Source organism: Variovorax sp. J31P179, assembly GCF_030316985.1.
Lineage (GTDB): Bacteria > Pseudomonadota > Gammaproteobacteria > Burkholderiales > Burkholderiaceae_C > Variovorax > Variovorax ginsengisoli_B.
This window is the reverse complement of record NZ_JASZYL010000012.1, coordinates 18,836-36,297: the sequence shown is the minus strand read 5'-3', so window position 1 is coordinate 36,297 and position 17,462 is coordinate 18,836. Positions and strand designations below refer to the sequence as shown.

Sequence of the window (17,462 nt, the reverse complement as noted above, 5' to 3'; positions counted from 1 at the left end):
GTCCACAAAAACGGGATGATTGACCATGACCCACGTGTTGTTCGACCTCGACGTTCTTCGCAGCTTCTCGACCGGCGTGGCCCTCGGCAGCTACGCCCGGGCGGCCGACAAGCTCGGGCGCTCGACCTCGGCGGTGAGTGCCCAGCTCAAGAAGCTCGAAAGCCAGGCCGGCACGCCGCTGCTGCGCAAGGCCGGGCGCGGCCTCGAGCTCACCGACGCCGGCCAGACCCTGCTGGCCTATGCCCATCGCCTGCTCGAGATCAACGACGAGGCGGCGGCCGCGATGCGCGGCGCCGACCTCGAAGGCTGGGTCCGGCTCGGCCTGCAGGAAGACCTGGGCGAAAGCCTGCTGCCCGGCGTGCTCGGCCGCTTCGCGCGCGCGCATCCCAGGGTTCGCGTCGAGGCCTGCGTGGCGCGCAGCGCCGAACTGCGCGAGCGGCTGGCGCTGGGCCAGCTCGACCTGGCCCTGACCTGGGAAGTCGCGGGCAGCGCACCACTGGACCATGCCGAGCACCTCGTGCGCCTGCCGCTGCAATGGATCGCACCCGCCGCGCCCGCGGCACTGGACACTGCGTGGTGGTCCGAGCTGCAGCGCGCCGGGCCGCGCAAGTCGCGCGAGCCGCTGCCGCTGGTGATGGTCGACGCCCCATGCCCGCTGCGCGAGATCGTCACCACGGTGCTCGACCGCGCGGACATTCCCTGGCGCCATGTCTTCACCAGTGCCAGCCTGGCGGCGCTGTGGGCCGCGACCTCGGCCGGGCTTGGCCTGTCGGCACGCCCCGCCTTCGGGCTGCCGCCGCACGTGCGCGTGCTCGACCGCACCGGCACCGGCCTGCCGGCGCTGCCGCAGATCGCGCTCTCGATGGCCCGCGCGCAGGCCGAGCCCGAAGCGCCGGTGGCCCGGCTGGCCGATTTGATGCGCGAGGCGGTGCGCGACAGCGCGACCGGTCGTTGAGCGACGGCGGTCCGTTAAAATGGGCACCGGCGCCGCTGCCCCGCGGCGCCTTTTCCATTCCGGGGCCATGTAGAGGACTACCATGTATAAAAACCTCGCAGCCGCGCTCGCGGCCGCTTGTTTCTTTCTTCCAGCTTTTTCCCAACCCGCGCCGAAGGCCGATCCGCTGAAGATCGGCTTCGTCTATGTCGCCCCGGTCACCGATGCCGGCTGGGTGCGCCAGCACGAAAACGGACGCAAGGCCGTCGAGGCCGCGCTGGCCGGCAAGGTCAAGACCACCTACGTCGAGAACGTGGCCGAGGGCGCCGATGCCGAGCGCGTGATCCGCGACCTCGCCCAGCAGGGCAACAAGCTGATCTTCACGTCGAGCTTCGGCTACATGGAGCCGACGCTGAAGGTGGCGCGCGACTTTCCGGACGTGAAGTTCGAATCGATCACCGGCTACAAGACGGCACCCAACGTCGCGACCGCCAATGCGCGCTACTACGAGGGCCGCTATCTCGCCGGTGTCGCGGCCGGCCGCATGACGAAGACCAACGTCGCGGGCTACGTGGCGGGCTTCCCGATCCCCGAGGTGCTGCAGGGCATCAACGCCTTCACGCTGGGCATGCGTTCGGTCAACCCGCAGGCGCGGGTCAAGGTGGTGTGGCTGGACGTCTGGTTCGACCCGCCGAAGGAGCGCGAGGCGGCGATGGCCCTGTTCAACCAGGACGTCGACGTGATCGCCTTCCACACCGGCTCGACCGCCGTGATGACCGCGGCGCAGGAGCGCGGCAAGCTGGCCGTCGCCTACCACTCCGACATGCGCAAGGTCGCGCCCGACGCCCAGGTCGTCGCGGTCACGCACCAGTGGGGCGACTACTACACGCAGCGCGCCCGTGCCGTGCTCGACGGCAGCTGGAAAAGCGGCAACGTCTGGGGTGGCGTCAAGGAGGGCATGATCCGGGTCGGCGATTTCGGCTCCAAGGTGCCGAAGGCCGTGCAGGACGAAGTGTTGGCGCGCCAGCAGGACATTGCCGCCGGCAAGCTGAAGCCCTTCCAGGCCGTGGCCGCCGATGTGCGCGACAACGAGGGCCGGGTCGTCATCGCCAAGGGGCAGGGCCTGGACGACGAGCAGATCCTCCACATGAACTGGCTGGTCGAGGGCGTGCAGGGGCGGGTCGCGCGCAAGGCGCCCTGAGCGCGATCAGCCCAGCCGCTCGACCACGAAATCCACGAAGCTGCGCAGCTTGGCGCTGGGGCGGGCCTCCGGCAGCCTCACGATGTGGACATCGCGCGCCGGCAGGTCCCAGTCCGCCAGCAGGCGCACCACCTGGCCGGCGTCGAGCGCGGGAGTGAGCAGGGGGTCCGCCTGCACGATGACGCCCACACCGGCGAGGGCGGCCGTGAGCAGGGCCTGGCCATTGTTGGTCACCAGAGGGCCGCGCACCGGGACACGGACGGTCTCCGCGCCGCGCGTGAAACGCCATGAGTGGTTCGGCCCCCATGCTGCGAAGGCCAGCAGCGGCAACGCTTCGAGGTCCGAGGGATGCGCCGGCATGCCGTGGCGGGTGACGAAGGCCGGGCTGGCGACCGCGAACATGGGCGAGCGCGCCAGGGGTCGCGCGATCAGCCGGTCTTCGACCGCAGCCCCGGAGCGGATCCCGCAGTCGAAGCCTTCCTCGGCCAGGTCGACCACGCGGTCGTTGAGGTTCAGCTCGACCTGGACCTGCGGATGGGCGGCCATGTACCGGGCGATCACCGGCATCAGCCGGTGCGCGCCGTAGGCGACCGGTGCGGTCACGCGCAACGTGCCTTGCGGCAGCGCCCGCAACGACTCCGCCACGCCATCCGCCGTGCGCACGCTGGCGAGCACGTCACGGCAGCGTTCCAGGTAGGCGGCACCGATTTCCGTGAGCGCGTGGCGGCGCGTGGTGCGTTCGAGCAGGCGCGCGCCCAAAGCCTTTTCGAGCCCGCGGATGTGCTTGCCGACCATCACGGCCGACAGCTCCAGGGCCTCCGCCGCCTTGGCGAAGCTGCCGGCGTCGATGGCGGCGACGAAGACTTCCATGGCGCGAAGCTTGTCCATATTGCTAACTATTTATTCTGAATCCAAGAAGAGATTGTGTATTTATTGAATGAAAGGTTCGCAAAAGAATAGCGCCTCTTTTTCAACCGCATGGATCCCCTCATGAAAATTCTTCTCGTCGGCGCCAGCGGCGTGCTCGGCCGTGCCGTGGCCGCCGTGCTGGCCGACATGCAGTCCTCGGATTTCGACGTCGGCCTGCAGGACAAGCTGCTCGGCCAGGTGCGCCTCGCGCTGCGCGGCCAGCATGTGCTGCGCGACCACGGCTCGATCACGCTCACCAGCGGCATCGTGGCCGAGGAGCCGATCCGGCTGGGCGCCAATGCCACCCCCGTCAACGCGGCGGTCGAAGGCTTCGTCCGTGCGGCGGCGGTTGAATTGCCGCGCAGGCTGCGCATCAATGCCATCAGCCCCACGCTGCTCACCGAGTCGTTGCCGGACTACGAGCCCTTCTTTCCCGGCTTCGAGCCGGTACCGGCCGCGCGCGTGGCGCAGGCCTATGTGCGAAGCGTCGAAGGCGTGCAAACGGGGCGGGTGTACCGCGTCTGGCAATGAGCCCGAAGCAGCTCGCAGCAGCCGGCCTCCTGGCCCTCCAGGCCGCGGCGATGGCCGCGCCGCCGACCACGCGACCCTTGCCTGCCGACTGGTATCCGGAGAGCGTCGCGACCGGGCCGGACGGTTCGTTCTACGTGGGCAGCTGGCGCCAGGGGGCGGTGGTCCGGCTTCGGCCCGGCGCCGGCGCCCGGCCGGAAATGCTCGTGAAGCCCGGCGCCAACGGGCTCGCGAATGGGCAGGGGGTGCTGGTGGATGCGGCCCGCCATCTGCTGTGGGTGTGTTCTGGTGCGACCGGCTTCACCACGGTCCCGCAGACGCCCAGCGCGCTCAAGAGCTACGACCTGGTGACCGGAACGCCGCGCGGCAGCTACGCCATGCCCGCTTCCGGCTATTGCAACGACCTGGCGCAGGATGCGCGCGGCAACCTCTACGTGACGGACTCGTTCCACCCGCGCGTGCTGCGCCTCGCGCCGGGCGCGGCGGCCCTCGAGGTCTGGAAGGAAGACCCGTTGCTGGCCGGCGGCACGGCGCCTTACCGGGGGCTGAACGGCATCGCGCTCGACGGCGACCGTGACGTCTACGTGAGCCTGGTCGAGGCGGCTTCGCACGTGCTGCACATTCCGCTTGGCGCGGACGGGCATGCGGGCGAGGTCCGGCGCATCGAGGCACCGCGCGTCCTGAAGAACGTCGACGCGATCCGGGCCTGGAAACCCGGCCATCTGGTGCTGTTCGAAAGCAACGCCTTCGGAAGCGGTCCCTATGGTGGCCAAGTCACGGCGGCGAGGCTCGAAGGCGAGCGCATGACGCTCCAGACCCTGGCGGCGGGACTCAACGATCCGTCGTCGGGCACGGTGGCCAACGGCAGGGTCTATTTCATCGAATCGAAGTACGGCCTGCTGTTCGGGCACAAGGACGACGAAGCCGGCATTCCGCGCGACGTGCCTTTCGATCTTCAGTCGGTGCCGTTGCCGGACGACCGGCCCTGATCCCCGGGCCTGCGCTCGAGCGCCCGTTTCGCGGCCGGCCAAGCGCCTCCGCGCCTTCAGTCCACGAAGCCCCGGGGCCGGTGAAAGTACGCGGCCTCGGGGGCGATGCCCTTGACCCGCACCGCGGGCTGGCCCGCATAGACCGCGAATTCCTCGCCGTGCGCCTTGTTGAGCACCGAGCCCGCGGCCAGTACCGAGCGATCGGGCAACGCGGCGCCGCCGAGCACGATCACGCGCGTGCCGACCAGGCAGTAGGCGCCGATCCGGATCGGCTTGCAGTCCTGGCGGCCGTCCACCACGTCGATGCCGTGGGTGATGATCTGCGAGTGGTAGCCGGCGAGGGTCGTGAAGGCGCCGATCTCGACCTTGTCGGTGCAGTCGATGATGTGCTGCTTGGTGATCGCGGCGTGCGCGCCGAGCACCAGCGCCGAGTCGCGTCCGGCACGGTGGCCGAAGTGCCCGCCACCGTGCCGATGGCCGGTGATCCAGTTGGAGCGCTCGATGATCGAATGGGCGCCGCATTCCATCCGCTCCAGGTGGATCGCGACGTTCAGGTGGCCGATGCGGGCACCTTGCGCCATCACCAGGTGGCCCGGAAAGACATAGGACAGCCCGATCCGCGCACCATCCGCGATTTGGTAGCCCCAGAAGCGGCGCAGCAACCAGCGCTTGAGCGACCAGGGCAGGAAGACAACCGCCAGCGCCGCCAGCCGCTTCATCGCTTCGCCTCGTGCTTCTCGATCGCCATCCGGTAGACCGCCACATTGGCGGCGGCCATCTGGCCCGGCGTGTAGAGGGCGGCGTTGGCGAGCCCCTTCTGGCGCAACTCGGCGAGGCGCGGCGTCGCCTGCTCGATGGCCTCGGCCATGGCCACCGGGTCGTCGGGGTCGACGTACACCGCGCCCTCGCCGCCGATTTCGTTCATCGGCGCAAGGTCGGACGTGAACACCGGGCAGCCGCAGGCCTGCGCCTCGATCACGGGCCAGCCGAAGCCTTCCTGCAACGAGGGGAAGAGCAGGGCGGTGGCGCCCGCATAGGCGGCGCGGATCTCGGCGTGCGACAGACCCTGCAGCGTGGTGATCCGGTCGGCGACGCCGTGCCGTTGCGCCAACTGCGCCAGTTCGGGACCGAGCTCCGGGCCGACGAACACCAGCCGCTGCACCAGGGCCGGCCGGGAGGCGGCGGCGGCCCGCTCGTGCAGTGCGATGAAGGTCTCCAGCACCCGCCGGCGGTTCTTTCGCGGCAGGTCGAGGCCGACGTGGAGCAGGTAGGGCTCCTGCGGCCGCAGGCCCAGCCCCGCCAGCAGGGCCTGTGCCTCGGCCGGCGGCAGCGGCGCGAATTCGTCGTTCAGGCCGTGCCGCGCCAGCGCCACCTTCGACGGCTGCGCCACGTCGAGGGACAGCAGGTCGCGCCGGGTCAGGTCCGAGGCGCAGGCGATCACGTCGGCGCGCGCCAGCCCGCGCGCGATCAGGCGCTGGAACAGCCGGCCGCTGCGGCCCACGTCCCAGCCCGCGACCATGCCGCGCGCCGCCTGGATCGCGATCACGTCGTGGCAGGCAATGACAGTGGGCCGGCTCTCGACCCAGGGGACGTACATGCCGTTCGAATGGTCGGTGACGTGCACCACGTCGGCCCAGCGCGCCTGCCGCACCAGCGAGGGGATGAACAGCACGAACTTGTCGACGTAGGCGAACCACTTGCGCCAGCGCTCGGAGGGCGCGAAGCGCAGCACCCGTTGCGACGGGGCTGCCACCCGCACCTCGCAGCCCAGCCGGGGCAACTCGCGTTCCAGCACGCGCCGGAAGGCGAGCATGCTGTTCTGGCCATCGGGTTCGTAGTTTGCGACGAGAAGCACTTTCATGGGTGCCGGATTATGTTCGACCGTGCATGGCGGCCGGGCCGGCGCCCGGCGGGCCGGCGCGCCGTTCGTGACATATAGCCTTCATATGCGCATGCACATTGCGTACCGCCGCGTCTGCCTTACCCTCGCAGCCATGCACGCCTACCGAGCCTCCCTCCTGCGATTCGACGCCGCCGGCCGACCGCTGTTCGACACCGACGGCCTGCTGGTGGTCGGCCCCGATGCCCAGGGCCGGCAGCGGGTGCAGGACGCCGGCGCCCATGCCGAGGTGGCGGCGCGCCACCCTGGCGTCGCGGTCACCCACTGGCCGGGACGCATCCTGGCGCCGGGCTTCGTCGACATGCACATCCACTTTCCGCAGACCGACATCATCGGGGCGCCGGCCGACGGCCTGCTGCCCTGGCTGGAGAACTACACCTTCCCGGCTGAAAGCCGCTTCGCCGACCCGGCCCACTCGGCCGAGGTGGCCGAGGTCTTCTTCGACGAACTGCTGCGCAACGGCGTCACCACCTCCCTGACCTTCGCGACCTCGCACCCGCAGTCGGTGCAGGCCTTCTTCGAGGCCGCCGAGCGGCGGCAGCTGCGCATGATCACCGGCAAGGTGCTGCAGGACCGCCATTCGCCCGATGGCGTGCGTGACCGGACCGAGCAGAGCCTGGTCGACACCGAGGCGCTGATCCGCCGCTGGCACAACCAGGGCCGCCTGGGCTACGCCATCACGCCGCGCTTCGCCCCCACCAGCACCGATGCGCAGCTGCGCGGCGCCGGCGAACTGGCGGCGAAGTACCCCGACACCTGGGTCCATTCGCACGTGGCCGAGAACAAGGACGAGGTCAAGTGGGCGCGCGAACTGTTCCCGCAGGCCCGCTCCTACCTGGACGTCTACGCCGGCTTCGGCCTGATGCGCGAACGCGCCGTGTACGCCCACTGCATCCATTTCGACGACGACGACCGCCGCCTGATGCGCGACACCGGCACCGCCTCGGCCGTCAGCCCGACCAGCAACCTGTTCCTCGGCAGCGGTTTCTTCGACTTCGAGGGCGCCGACCGCATCGGCTATCGCTACGGCCTGGCGAGCGATGTAGGCGGCGGCACCAGCTTCAGCCCCTTCGCGACCATGCTGGCGGCCTACTACGTGGGCCGCGAGGGACAGACCAAGCCCGGCGTGAGCATCGCGCCGTCGCAGCTGTGGTGGCGCCATACGGGCGGCGCGGCACGGGCGCTCGGTCTCGATGGTGTCATCGGCAACCTGCAGCCCGGGTGCGAGGCTGACTTCCTGGTGATCGACCCCAAGGCCACCCCCTTGCTGGCGCGCAAGACGGCGCTGGCGAACAATCTCGAAGAGTTGCTGTTTTCCCTGATCGTGCTTGGCGACGACCGCCTGATCGAGCGCACCGTCATCTCGCAAGCCGGGTAGCGCGTCCGGGCTGCCTAGAATAGCGGCCCCAGGAAGGACCCCGACATGAGCATCAAGAGCGACAAGTGGATCCGGCGCATGGCCGAGAAGAACGGCATGATCGAGCCCTTCGAGCCGGGCCAGATCCGCGAGCAGGACGGCCACAAGATCATCAGCTACGGCACCTCGAGCTATGGCTACGACATCCGCTGCGCGCCCGAGTTCAAGGTCTTCACCAACATCCACAGCACCGTGGTCGACCCGAAGAACTTCGACGAGAAGAGCTTCGTCGACTTCCACGGCGACAGCTGCATCATCCCGCCCAACAGCTTCGCGCTGGCGCGCACGGTCGAATACTTCCGAATTCCGCGCAACGTGCTGACCATCTGCCTGGGCAAGAGCACCTATGCGCGCTGCGGGATCATCGTCAACGTCACGCCTTTCGAGCCCGAATGGGAAGGCTACGTGACGCTGGAGTTCAGCAACACCACCCCCCTGCCGGCCAAGATCTACGCCGGCGAAGGCTGCGCCCAGGTGCTGTTCTTCGAGAGCGACGAGGTCTGCGAAGTCAGCTACAAGGACCGCGGCGGCAAGTACCAGGGCCAGCGCGGCGTGACGCTGCCGAAGGCGTGAGACCTGGCGGGACAGACCAAGAAAACTGCGCAGCAGTTTTTTGCTCTGTCCTCCACTGAATAGTCCTTCACTGAATAGTCTTCCACTGAATAGTCTGCTTCCGGCGCGGTCCTACAGCGTCTCGGGCGCTGCGGCGCCTGTGCCGCAGGCCCCGCCCCGGCATTCTCTGCTTCCATCCCACGCGGCGTCCGCGGGGCCACGAGGAACGAGTACATGCCGATTTTCCAGCGCCTTCGCGAGACCCATCCCTACCGCCTGCTGCTGATCGCGACCCTGGCCGCGGTTGCGCTGGTCCAGGTGGTCGCCATGGCCGTGGTCACGCAGTCGCAGGTGCGAAAGGCGGAAGCCCACTACGCCGCCTCAGCCGCGGCGGCCGCGGTCGCGCCGGCCGCGCCCACCCGGCAGAAACCATCCCGCGAGGTGATGAAGGTCGGTTACGCGGCGGCTCGCTGAGCGCGTAACATCCTGCGACGGCCGTCCCGGAGACGGCAGAGGAGCGAGTCATGCGGTGGGAAGGCAACGAACAATCGGACAACGTCGAGGATCGACGCGACGGCGGCGGCGGCGGGTTTCCCATCGGCGGCCGCAGCATCGGCATCGGCACGGTGGCGGTGGCGCTGATCGCCGGCTGGGTCTTCGGCATCAACCCCCTGACCGTGCTGGGCCTGCTGAGCGGCGGCGAGCCGGCGCCCCAGGTGCAGCAGCAGGGTCCGGCCCACAAGCCGCCGCCCGATGACCGCGAGGCCGCCTTCGTCTCGACCGTGCTCAAGAACACCGAGGTCGTCTGGAGCGACATCTTCCGCCAGAACGGCGGCAGCTACACGCCCTCGCGGCTGGTGCTGTTCCGCGGCGCCACGCCTACCGCCTGCGGCACCGGCCAGTCGGCGATGGGGCCCTTCTACTGCCCCGGCGACCAGAAGGTCTACATCGACCTGGGCTTCTTCGACACCCTCAAGAACCAGCTCGGCGCGCCTGGCGTTTTCGCGCAGGCCTACGTGATCGCGCACGAGATCGGCCACCACGTGCAGGACGAGCTCGGCATCACGGCCAAGGTCGACCAGATGCGCGGCCGGGTCAGCCCGGCGCAGGCCAACGCCCTGAGCGTGCGGGTCGAGCTCCAGGCCGACTGCCTGGCGGGCGTCTGGGCCCACCATTCGCAGCAGTCCAAGCAGTGGCTGGACCCGGGCGACATCGAGGCGGCCATGAACGCGGCCCAGAAGATCGGCGATGACGCCCTGCAGCGCTCGGCCGGCCGCGCCATCGTGCCCGACAGCTTCACCCACGGCACCAGCGCCCAGCGGCAGCGCTGGTTCGGCGCCGGTTTCAAGTCGGGGAACATGCAGGATTGCGACACTTTCGCGGCCAAATCGCTCTAGTTATCGGGGCCTGTTTGGGGGCCTGTTTCGGGCCCTGAAACGGCCGGTCACCGCGCTGTCACTGCCGTTTTTCACCAAAGTGCGACAATAGAAGGCTTAATGACAAGCTCCTTCTCCAATCTTTCCCTGGCCGAACCCCTCGCGCGTGCCGTCGCCGAAATGGGCTACGAGACCATGACGCCGATCCAGGAACAGGCCATTCCGGTGGTTCTGTCGGGTCAGGACGTGATGGGCGCGGCGCAGACCGGCACCGGCAAGACGGCGGCCTTTTCGCTCCCGTTGCTGCAGCGGATGCTCAAGCACGAGAACAGCTCGACCTCGCCGGCGCGCCATCCGGTGCGGGCGCTGGTGCTGCTGCCCACGCGCGAACTGGCCGACCAGGTGGCGCAGCAGGTCGCGCTCTATGCCAAGTACACCAACCTGCGCAGCGCGGTGGTTTTCGGCGGCATCGACATGAAGCCCCAGACGCTCGAGCTCAAGAAGGGGGTCGAGGTGCTGGTCGCCACGCCGGGCCGGCTGCTGGACCACATCGAGGCCAAGAACGCGGTGCTGAACCAGGTCGAGTACGTGGTGCTCGACGAAGCCGACCGGATGCTCGACATCGGCTTCCTGCCCGACCTGCAGCGGATCCTGTCGTACCTGCCCAAGCAGCGCACCACGCTGCTGTTCTCGGCCACCTTCTCGCCCGAGATCAAGCGGCTGGCCGGCAGCTACCTGCAGAATCCGGTCACGATCGAAGTGGCGCGGCCCAACGAGACCGCCTCCACCGTCGAGCAGCGCTTCTATAGCGTCAGCGACGACGACAAGCGCCGCGCGCTCAAGCAGATCATCCGCCAGCGTGGCCTCACGCAGGCCTTCGTCTTCGTCAACAGCAAGCTGGGCTGCGCCCGGCTGGCCCGTTCGCTCGAGCGCGAAGGCCTCAAGACCACCGCGCTGCACGGCGACAAGAGCCAGGACGAGCGCCTGAAGGCGCTGGCCGCCTTCAAGGCCGGCGAGGTCGACCTGCTGGTGGCGACCGACGTCGCCGCCCGCGGCCTGGACATCAAGGACGTGCCGGCGGTGTTCAACTTCGACATCCCGTTCAACGCCGAGGACTACGTGCACCGCATCGGCCGCACCGGCCGCGCCGGTGCCTCGGGCCTGGCCGTGAGCTTCGCCAGCGGCGGCAACGACGTCCGCCTGGTGGCCGACATCGAGAAGCTGATCAAGAAGAAGATCGAGCTCGAGCCGGTCGAATTTGAAGAAGACCGCCCGCGCGGCCGCATCAACGACGGCCGCCGCCATTGGCGCGAAGAGGGCGAGGCGGGCGATGCCCGCGACGTGCTCGACACCCTCGACCGGCCGCGCGAGCGCGCCGAAGGCCGCCCGGTGCGCAGCACCCGACCGCACCGCGCGCCGTCGGCGCCGCGCGATCCTTTCTTCGAGCAGCCCTACGAGGCACCGGTCGAGCGCGAGGGCGCGCCGGCCTGGGAGGCCGCCGCCAAGGCCGCGCCGTCGCGCGGCATCTCGGCCAACATCAAGACCAAGCGCAAGGTGCCGGCGCTTTTCAAGGCCGCCGAACCCAGCTGATCCTGCGGATGCCCGGCGGCGGCTCAGCCGGGTTTCTGGGCCTGCGGGCAATCGACCTGGATCAATTCGCGGTCCTGCAGCGTGGGCCCGATGCGCACCGCGCTGAGGCAGCCGCCCCAGACGCAGCCGGTGTCGGTCGACAGCAGGTCGGGCCGTGACTTCCAGCCCAAGGTCGACCAGTGGCCGAAAGCCACCGTCGCGACCGCAGTGGCGCGGCCGGGCACGTCGAACCAGGGCATGAAGCCCGCCGGCGGCGCCGCCGCGCCGTCCTTGCTGTCGAACTCCATCACGCCTTCGGCGCTGCAGAAGCGCAGCCGCGTCAGCGCGTTGACGATCACCCGCAGCCGGGCGCTGCCCGAGAGGGCGTCGTTCCATTGGGCCGGCGCATTGCCGTACATGGTCTGCAGGAAATCGGCCAGCGACGGCCCGCGCAGCACCGATTCGAGCTCGCCCGCCGCCGCCAGCGTGTCGGCGACGCTCCATTGCGGCAGCACGCCGGCATGCACCATCAGCAGGTCGCCGCCGCCGAGGCGCCGGTGCAGCGCCATCGGCTGGTGGCGCAGCCAGTCGAGCAGCGCGCTGCGATCGGGCGCATCGAGCACCTCCCGCAGCGTGTCCTTGCGGCCCGCCTTGCGCGCACCGTGGGCCACCCCCAGCAGGTGCAGGTCGTGGTTGCCCAGCAGGCTTTGCGCGGCAGCGCCGTAGCCCTGCACCCGCCGCAGCACCGCGAGCGATGCCGGTCCGCGATTGACCAGGTCACCGAGCATGACCAGCGTGTCGCGGCTGGGGGAGAAGGCGATGTCGTCCAGCAGGCGCCGCAGGGGATCGTCGCAGCCCTGCACGTCACCGATCAAGTAAAGTGCCATGATCCCCATTCTCACCCGCCTTCATGGATGTTTTTCTCCTGGCCTTGCTGACCACGCTCAACGCGTTGTTCGCAATGTCCGAAATGGCCCTGTCCACCAGCCGCCGCGCCCGCCTCGCGGCACTGGCCGAGACCGGCGATGCGGGCGCCGCTGCGGCGCTCAAGCTGATGGAGGATCCGACGCAGTTCCTGTCCAGCGTGCAGATCGGCATCACCTCGATCGGCATGCTGAGCGGCATCGTGGGCGAGGCGGCCTTCGCGGAGCCGCTGTCGGGGCAGATGCAGGCCTGGGGCCTGGGCGCCGGCACGGCCAGCGTCGCGTCGACCGCGGTGGTCGTGACCTGCATCACCTTCTTCACGATCATCTTCGGCGAACTGGTGCCCAAGCGCATCGGCCAGCTCTACCCCGAGCCGGTGGCGCGCTTCGTGGCCCGGCCGATGCGCGGACTGGCCACCGGCGCCAAGCCCTTCGTGCTGTTGCTGTCGGGCGCCACCGCCGCCACGCTGAAGCTGCTTCGCATCGACTCGAACGCCGCCCGGGTGGTCACCGAGGAAGAGATCTCCGCCAGCCTCGAGGAGGGCGTCGACGCCGGCGTGATCGAGATGCACGAGCACCAGATGGTGCGCAACGTGTTCCACCTCGACGACCGGCGGCTGGCCTCGCTGATGATCCCGCGGGCCGACATCGAATGGCTGGATGCCTCCTGGAGCGTCGCCCGGAGCCTGCAGGAGGTGTCGGCCGCCGGGGCGCTGAACCTGGTCCATTCCTGGTATCCGGTGTGCCGCAACTCGCTCGACGACGTGGTCGGCGTGATCAGCGTGGCCCACCTGCTGCGGCTCGGCCCGGACCACGAGGGATCGATCGAGCAGGCGGCCCAGCCCGCCGTGTTCGTGCCCGAGACGCTGACCGGCATGGAACTGCTCGAACAGTTCCGCTCGCACGCCGGCCGGCTGGTGTTCGTGGTCGACGAATACGGCGTGGTGCAGGGGTTGATGACGCCGCGCGACCTGCTGGAGGCGATCACCGGCGAACTGCAGGTCGCCACCCATGACGAAGCCTGGGCCCGCGAGCGGCCCGACGGTGTCTGGGAACTCGACGGCCTGATGCCGGTGTCGGAGCTGCGCGCCCGCCTGGGCATCCGCGAGCTGCCCGAGGAGGATCGCGGGCGCTACAACACGGTCGCCGGGCTGCTGATGTTCGTCTCGGGCCAGCTGCCCGAGGTGGGCGAGCGCATCGACTGCGCCGGCTGGTGCTTCGAGGTGGCGGCGCTCGAGGGCAAGCGGATCGATCGCGTGCTGGCCTATCCGGACGCCGGCGCCGCCGACCTGGCGCCCTGAACCTGGGCGCCGGCCGGCCGCGGCTCCTATACTGGCCGCCCAGCCCGGAGACCCCCATGACACTGCCCGCCACCACCCTGCAGATCCGCTCGCTCGTCAGCCGCGACGGCCAACTCACCCTGTCGCTGGCCGAGGAGGCGATCGCCCAGCCGGCCGCCCACGAAGTGATCGTCCGCGTCGAGGCCGCGCCGATGAACCCGTCGGACCTCGGCCTGCTGTTCGGGGCCGCCGACCTGCGCACCGCCAAGGCGTCGGGCACGGCGTCCCGGCCGGTCGTCACCGCCGACATCCCCGAAGCCGCGCTGAAGAGCATGGCCGGTCGCCTGGACCAGTCGATGCAGGTCGGCAACGAAGGCGCCGGCGTGGTCGTCGCCGCGGGTGCCTCGCCCGAGGCCCAGGCCCTGCTGGGCAAGACCGTGGCGGCCCTCGGCGGCGCGATGTACACGCAGTACCGCACGATCGCCGCCGCCCAGTGCATGCCGCTGGCCGACGGCCAGACGCCGGCCGAGGGCGCGTCCGCCTTCGTCAACCCGCTGACCGCGCTCGGCATGGTCGAGACCATGCGGCGGGAGGGCCACAAGGCCCTGGTCCACACCGCCGCCGCGTCCAACCTGGGGCAGATGCTGAACCGGATCTGCCTGCAGGACGGCATCCCGCTCGTCAACATCGTGCGAAAGAAGGAGCAGGAAGACATCCTGCGCGGCCTCGGCGCGAAGTACGTCTGCAACGCCACTTCGCCGACCTTCATGCAGGACCTGACCGATGCGCTGGTCGCCACCGGCGCCACCCTGGCCTTCGACGCCATCGGCGGCGGCAAGCTGGCCGGGCAAATCCTGACCTGCATGGAAGCGGCACTGAACAAGACCGCCACCGAATACAGCCGCTACGGCTCCAGCACCCACAAGCAGGTCTACATCTACGGCGGCCTCGACCGTGGCCCGACCGAGTTCACGCGCGGTTTCGGCATGAGCTGGGGCATGGGGGGCTGGCTGCTGTTCCCGTTCCTGCAGAAGATCGGGCCCGAGGGCGCCGCGAAGCTCAAGGCGCGGGTGGCGGCCGAGCTCAAGACCACCTTCGCCAGCCACTACACGGCGGAACTCTCGCTGGTCGAGGCGCTGGACCTGGCGCAGATCGCCGTCTATTCGCGCCACGCGACCGGCGAGAAGGCCCTGCTCAACCCCAACAAGTGAATCGGCGCCCGCGGAGGGCGCCGAGAAGGCTTCAGCCGAGGGCGAGGCGGTTGCCGCCGCCGGCGGTCTTGCGCACCCCATCGGGGCCGTAGAACAACTGCACGCTCGATTGCAGGAAATGCAGCGCGCGCTGGGTGAAGTCGAGGTGCGTGTGGACCATCGAGCCATTGCGCATGTTGCGCGCCTTGGCGTCCTCGGCCAGTGCCAGCAGGGCGGTCCAGGCCTGGCGCGTGGCTTCGCCGGCGGCCGCCGCTGCGGCTTCGGCGCCGGCGGGGCCGGGTTCGAAGCCCAGTGCGACCTGCGCGGTTTCGCGCTGGCGGTCCAGCGTGGCCATCCGGTCCAGCAGGGCGATCTTCTCGTCGGTGATCGCCGTCAGCTCGCTGAAGCGGGCGTTGGCCATGGCTTGTTCTTCCTGGTCCAGCACGGCGAGGAATTCCTCGACGCAGGTCTTCTCGGCATGCAGGTAGAGCAGCATCGTGTTCATGGCTTGGCTTCCGGATCGAGCAGGTCGCGCACGCTGGCCAGCAGGCCGTCGGCGATGCGGTCGGGGTGGATTTGATAGCGGCCGGCGCGGATGTCCTCGCGGATCGCCGCGACCCGGGCGGCGTCGAAGTCGCCGCCGGGCGTGCCGGGCAGGGTGCGGACCTGGCCCATGGGCTGGGCACCGTCCGTGGCGGGCGCCGCAGCGCCATCGACGCCGCTCGCGGCGGCGGCTTGCGCCTTGGTCGGGCGGCTCTGGGGCGTGGCCGGGAGGCCGGATGGATCGATTTTCAAGATGGTTCCTCAAAGGGCTGACCCGTATATCGGCGGACGCAGCCAGAACTTTAGGTCGGAGTTTGCACAATTCGCGAGCGGGCGCGCAGATGGAAAACCATGGGGGGCGGCAGCCCGGTGGCCCTATTGGGCGAGCCGGATCTGGCCGTCCTCGGTCGCAACGCCGGTCAGCAGGCGGCCGTCGCGGGTCTTGGCCTGGACGGTGGCGCCGACCTCGGCCCGGGTCAGGGCCTTGCCCTCGGTGCTGATCGTGAATCCGGGGCCCTGGGCCACCAGTTGCACGGTCTGGCCCTGCTGGATCGCGACCACGCCGCGCATCGACTCCTTGCGCAGCGGCGCGCCGGCGGCGATCCGGTTGGTGGCCACCACGCCCTGCAGCGCCGAAGCCTCCGTGACCACCGAGCGCGGCAGGTCGCCGAGGTCGCCGCTGCGCTCGGTGACGTCGGCCTCGCCCAGGGTCTGGCCGGCCTCGATCGCGCGCGCCGCGACGTAGTAGCGGCCCTCGATGGCCACCTGGACCGGCACGAAGCGGGTCCAGGGCTTGTCACCGCGGCAGCGCAGGCCGATGGAGATCCGGCCGCGGGGCGTCGCTCCATTGGGCAGGAAAGCCTCGTAGTCGTCGCAGGGCGGCAGTGCGGCGGTGGCCTTGGTGCTGAAGCTGGGCTTGCCGGGCAGTCCGTTGGACTGCCTCTGCAGCAGGCCTTCGATCGCGGCCCGGGCCGCTTCCGGCAGCTGCTGCGCCGCGGCGCCGTTGGCGCCCGCCATGGCCACCAGGGCGGGGATTGCGATGCGCAGCAAGCGGGTGCTGCAGAAGCGGTGTTGCATGGGGAAGCCTCGGCAAGCGCGGGTGGAAGACAGAAGGGGGACGGACACCGGCGCCAGGAGATTCTAGGAATCGAGCCCACACCGCGAAGTCGCGAAGTGCTGGCGAAAACCCCCTTTGTTCAGCCCATTGCGAACGCGATGCATGCATAGACTCGCTTTCCATCTGTCGCCATCCCGTCTTGTGCGGACGCGACGTCAACCGATGGAACCCCATGATCGACAAGCTCGATGCGGCGCTCGCCTTCAACCGCGAAGCCCTCAATCTCCGGGCCCAGCGCCAGGAAGTGCTGGCGGCCAATATCGCCCACGCCGACACGCCGAACTACAAGGCGCGTGACTTCGACTTCGCCAGCCGGCTGACGCAGGCGGTGGAGCAGGGCCGGCAGTCGCAGTCCTTCGCGCTCGCCACGACCTCGTCGCGCCACCTGGCCGGCGAGTCGAAATCGATGCCCGACCAGGACCTGCTCTACCGCGTGCCCAGCCAGTCGAGCATCGACGGCAACACGGTCGAGATGGATGCCGAGCGCATCAACTTCGCCGACAACGCGCTGCGCTACGAGTCGAACCTGACGGTGATCAACGCCAAGATCAAGTCGCTGCTGTCGGCTGTGCAGCAGTAAGCGGCAGCCAGAAGAAAGAACGAAATGCCGCTTCCCAGCGCTTCCATGAACATCTTCAACGTGGCGGGTTCCGCCATGGCCGCGCAATCGCAGCGCATGAACGTGACCGCCAGCAACCTCGCCAATGCCGAGAGCGTGGCCGGCCCCGACGGCCAGCCTTACCGCGCCAAGCAGGTGGTGTTCGAGGTCGCGGGCTCGGGCGGGCAGGACATCGGCGGCGTCAAGGTCGCCGGCGTGATCGAGGACACCTCGCCCGCCAAGATGCTCTTCGACCCCAAGAACCCGCATGCCAACGCCGACGGCTATGTCGCGATGCCGAACGTCAACGTGGTCGAGGAGATGACCAACATGATCTCGGCCTCGCGCAGCTACCAGGCCAATGTCGAGGTCCTCAACACCGCCAAGACGCTGATGGTCAAGACACTGACCATCGGCCAGTAACAACACAGCAGAA

19 protein-coding genes and 1 pseudogene are annotated in these 17,462 nt (G+C 69.4%); 13 read left to right on the top strand and 7 right to left on the bottom strand.

Translation table 11 applies throughout. The features are described 5' to 3' along the window. Positions 1–25: 25 nt before the first annotated feature. The gene (locus tag QTI17_RS26330) at positions 26–955 is read left to right on the top strand and encodes a LysR substrate-binding domain-containing protein (protein ID WP_286536633.1); all 930 of its coding nucleotides are present in this window, start codon (positions 26–28) and stop codon (positions 953–955) included. A gap of 82 nt (positions 956–1,037) precedes the next feature. Then, positions 1,038–2,135 (top strand): BMP family ABC transporter substrate-binding protein, encoded by a 1,098-nt coding sequence (locus tag QTI17_RS26325; protein ID WP_286536632.1) that lies wholly within the window; start codon positions 1,038–1,040, stop codon positions 2,133–2,135. Between the two features lie 6 nt (positions 2,136–2,141). On the opposite strand, the gene QTI17_RS26320 is transcribed toward QTI17_RS26325, so the two are convergent. Next, the gene (locus QTI17_RS26320) at positions 2,142–3,005 is read right to left on the bottom strand and encodes a LysR family transcriptional regulator (RefSeq protein WP_286536631.1); all 864 of its coding nucleotides are present in this window, start codon (positions 3,003–3,005) and stop codon (positions 2,142–2,144) included. A gap of 138 nt (positions 3,006–3,143) precedes the next feature. On the opposite strand from QTI17_RS26320, the pseudogene QTI17_RS26315 reads away from it, so the two are divergent. Next, positions 3,144–3,575, top strand: a pseudogene (locus QTI17_RS26315) (short chain dehydrogenase); the annotation flags it as partial. Continuing rightward, positions 3,572–4,561 carry an NHL repeat-containing protein gene (locus QTI17_RS26310; RefSeq protein WP_286536629.1) on the top strand — a complete coding sequence of 330 codons (990 nt, stop codon included), beginning with the start codon at positions 3,572–3,574 and terminating at the stop codon, positions 4,559–4,561. The pseudogene QTI17_RS26315 and the gene QTI17_RS26310, both read left to right, overlap by 4 nt. 56 nt (positions 4,562–4,617) lie before the next feature. Here the strand turns inward: QTI17_RS26310 and QTI17_RS26305 are convergent, their stop codons facing one another. Continuing rightward, on the bottom strand, positions 4,618–5,280 hold the full coding sequence (locus tag QTI17_RS26305; RefSeq protein ID WP_286536628.1) for an acyltransferase: 663 nt from the start codon (positions 5,278–5,280) through the stop codon (positions 4,618–4,620). Further along, positions 5,277–6,422 (bottom strand): glycosyltransferase family 4 protein, encoded by a 1,146-nt coding sequence (locus tag QTI17_RS26300; RefSeq protein WP_286536627.1) that lies wholly within the window; start codon positions 6,420–6,422, stop codon positions 5,277–5,279. The genes QTI17_RS26305 and QTI17_RS26300 overlap by 4 nt, the downstream gene beginning before the upstream one ends. A gap of 133 nt (positions 6,423–6,555) precedes the next feature. On the opposite strand from QTI17_RS26300, the gene guaD reads away from it, so the two are divergent. From guaD to QTI17_RS26275, 5 genes are all read left to right on the top strand, one after another. Continuing rightward, positions 6,556–7,839, top strand: a complete 1,284-nt coding sequence (guaD, locus tag QTI17_RS26295; protein ID WP_286536626.1) for a guanine deaminase — start codon at positions 6,556–6,558, stop codon at positions 7,837–7,839. A 45-nt stretch (positions 7,840–7,884) separates the two neighbouring features. Continuing rightward, the gene (gene dcd / locus QTI17_RS26290; protein WP_286371529.1) at positions 7,885–8,451 is read left to right on the top strand and encodes a dCTP deaminase; all 567 of its coding nucleotides are present in this window, start codon (positions 7,885–7,887) and stop codon (positions 8,449–8,451) included. Positions 8,452–8,664: 213 nt separating this feature from the next. Beyond that, entirely contained in the window at positions 8,665–8,904 is a 240-nt protein-coding gene (locus tag QTI17_RS26285) for a hypothetical protein (RefSeq protein WP_286536625.1), read from the top strand. Between the two features lie 50 nt (positions 8,905–8,954). Further along, positions 8,955–9,827, top strand: a complete 873-nt coding sequence (gene ypfJ / locus QTI17_RS26280) for a KPN_02809 family neutral zinc metallopeptidase (RefSeq protein ID WP_286536624.1) — start codon at positions 8,955–8,957, stop codon at positions 9,825–9,827. Positions 9,828–9,926: 99 nt separating this feature from the next. Continuing rightward, entirely contained in the window at positions 9,927–11,396 is a 1,470-nt protein-coding gene (locus QTI17_RS26275) for a DEAD/DEAH box helicase (protein ID WP_286526938.1), read from the top strand. A 23-nt stretch (positions 11,397–11,419) separates the two neighbouring features. Here QTI17_RS26275 and QTI17_RS26270 read toward each other — a convergent pair whose 3' ends face one another. Continuing rightward, positions 11,420–12,262, bottom strand: coding sequence for a symmetrical bis(5'-nucleosyl)-tetraphosphatase (locus QTI17_RS26270; RefSeq protein ID WP_286536623.1), 843 nt, complete (start codon positions 12,260–12,262; stop codon positions 11,420–11,422). A 23-nt stretch (positions 12,263–12,285) separates the two neighbouring features. Between QTI17_RS26270 and QTI17_RS26265 the strand changes: the two genes are divergently transcribed. Continuing rightward, positions 12,286–13,599, top strand: a complete 1,314-nt coding sequence (locus QTI17_RS26265; RefSeq protein ID WP_286536622.1) for a hemolysin family protein — start codon at positions 12,286–12,288, stop codon at positions 13,597–13,599. 56 nt (positions 13,600–13,655) lie between these two features. Further along, the gene (locus QTI17_RS26260) at positions 13,656–14,789 is read left to right on the top strand and encodes a zinc-binding dehydrogenase (RefSeq protein WP_286536621.1); all 1,134 of its coding nucleotides are present in this window, start codon (positions 13,656–13,658) and stop codon (positions 14,787–14,789) included. Between the two features lie 31 nt (positions 14,790–14,820). Here QTI17_RS26260 and QTI17_RS26255 read toward each other — a convergent pair whose 3' ends face one another. From QTI17_RS26255 to flgA, 3 genes are all read right to left on the bottom strand, one after another. After that, complete coding sequence (locus tag QTI17_RS26255; protein ID WP_286526942.1) at positions 14,821–15,273, bottom strand: flagella synthesis protein FlgN; 453 nt, start codon at positions 15,271–15,273, stop codon at positions 14,821–14,823. Next, the gene (flgM, locus tag QTI17_RS26250) at positions 15,270–15,563 is read right to left on the bottom strand and encodes a flagellar biosynthesis anti-sigma factor FlgM (RefSeq protein ID WP_286526943.1); all 294 of its coding nucleotides are present in this window, start codon (positions 15,561–15,563) and stop codon (positions 15,270–15,272) included. Before flgM ends, QTI17_RS26255 begins: the two co-directional genes overlap by 4 nt. 123 nt (positions 15,564–15,686) lie before the next feature. Continuing rightward, on the bottom strand, positions 15,687–16,388 hold the full coding sequence (gene flgA, locus QTI17_RS26245) for a flagellar basal body P-ring formation chaperone FlgA (protein ID WP_286536620.1): 702 nt from the start codon (positions 16,386–16,388) through the stop codon (positions 15,687–15,689). A gap of 212 nt (positions 16,389–16,600) precedes the next feature. On the opposite strand from flgA, the gene flgB reads away from it, so the two are divergent. Further along, positions 16,601–17,008, top strand: a complete 408-nt coding sequence (gene flgB, locus QTI17_RS26240) for a flagellar basal body rod protein FlgB (RefSeq protein ID WP_286526945.1) — start codon at positions 16,601–16,603, stop codon at positions 17,006–17,008. 45 nt (positions 17,009–17,053) lie between these two features. Then, a complete protein-coding gene (gene flgC, locus QTI17_RS26235; RefSeq protein WP_286536751.1) occupies positions 17,054–17,449 on the top strand; it encodes a flagellar basal body rod protein FlgC in 396 nt (131 codons plus the stop codon). Positions 17,450–17,462 lie beyond the last annotated feature (13 nt).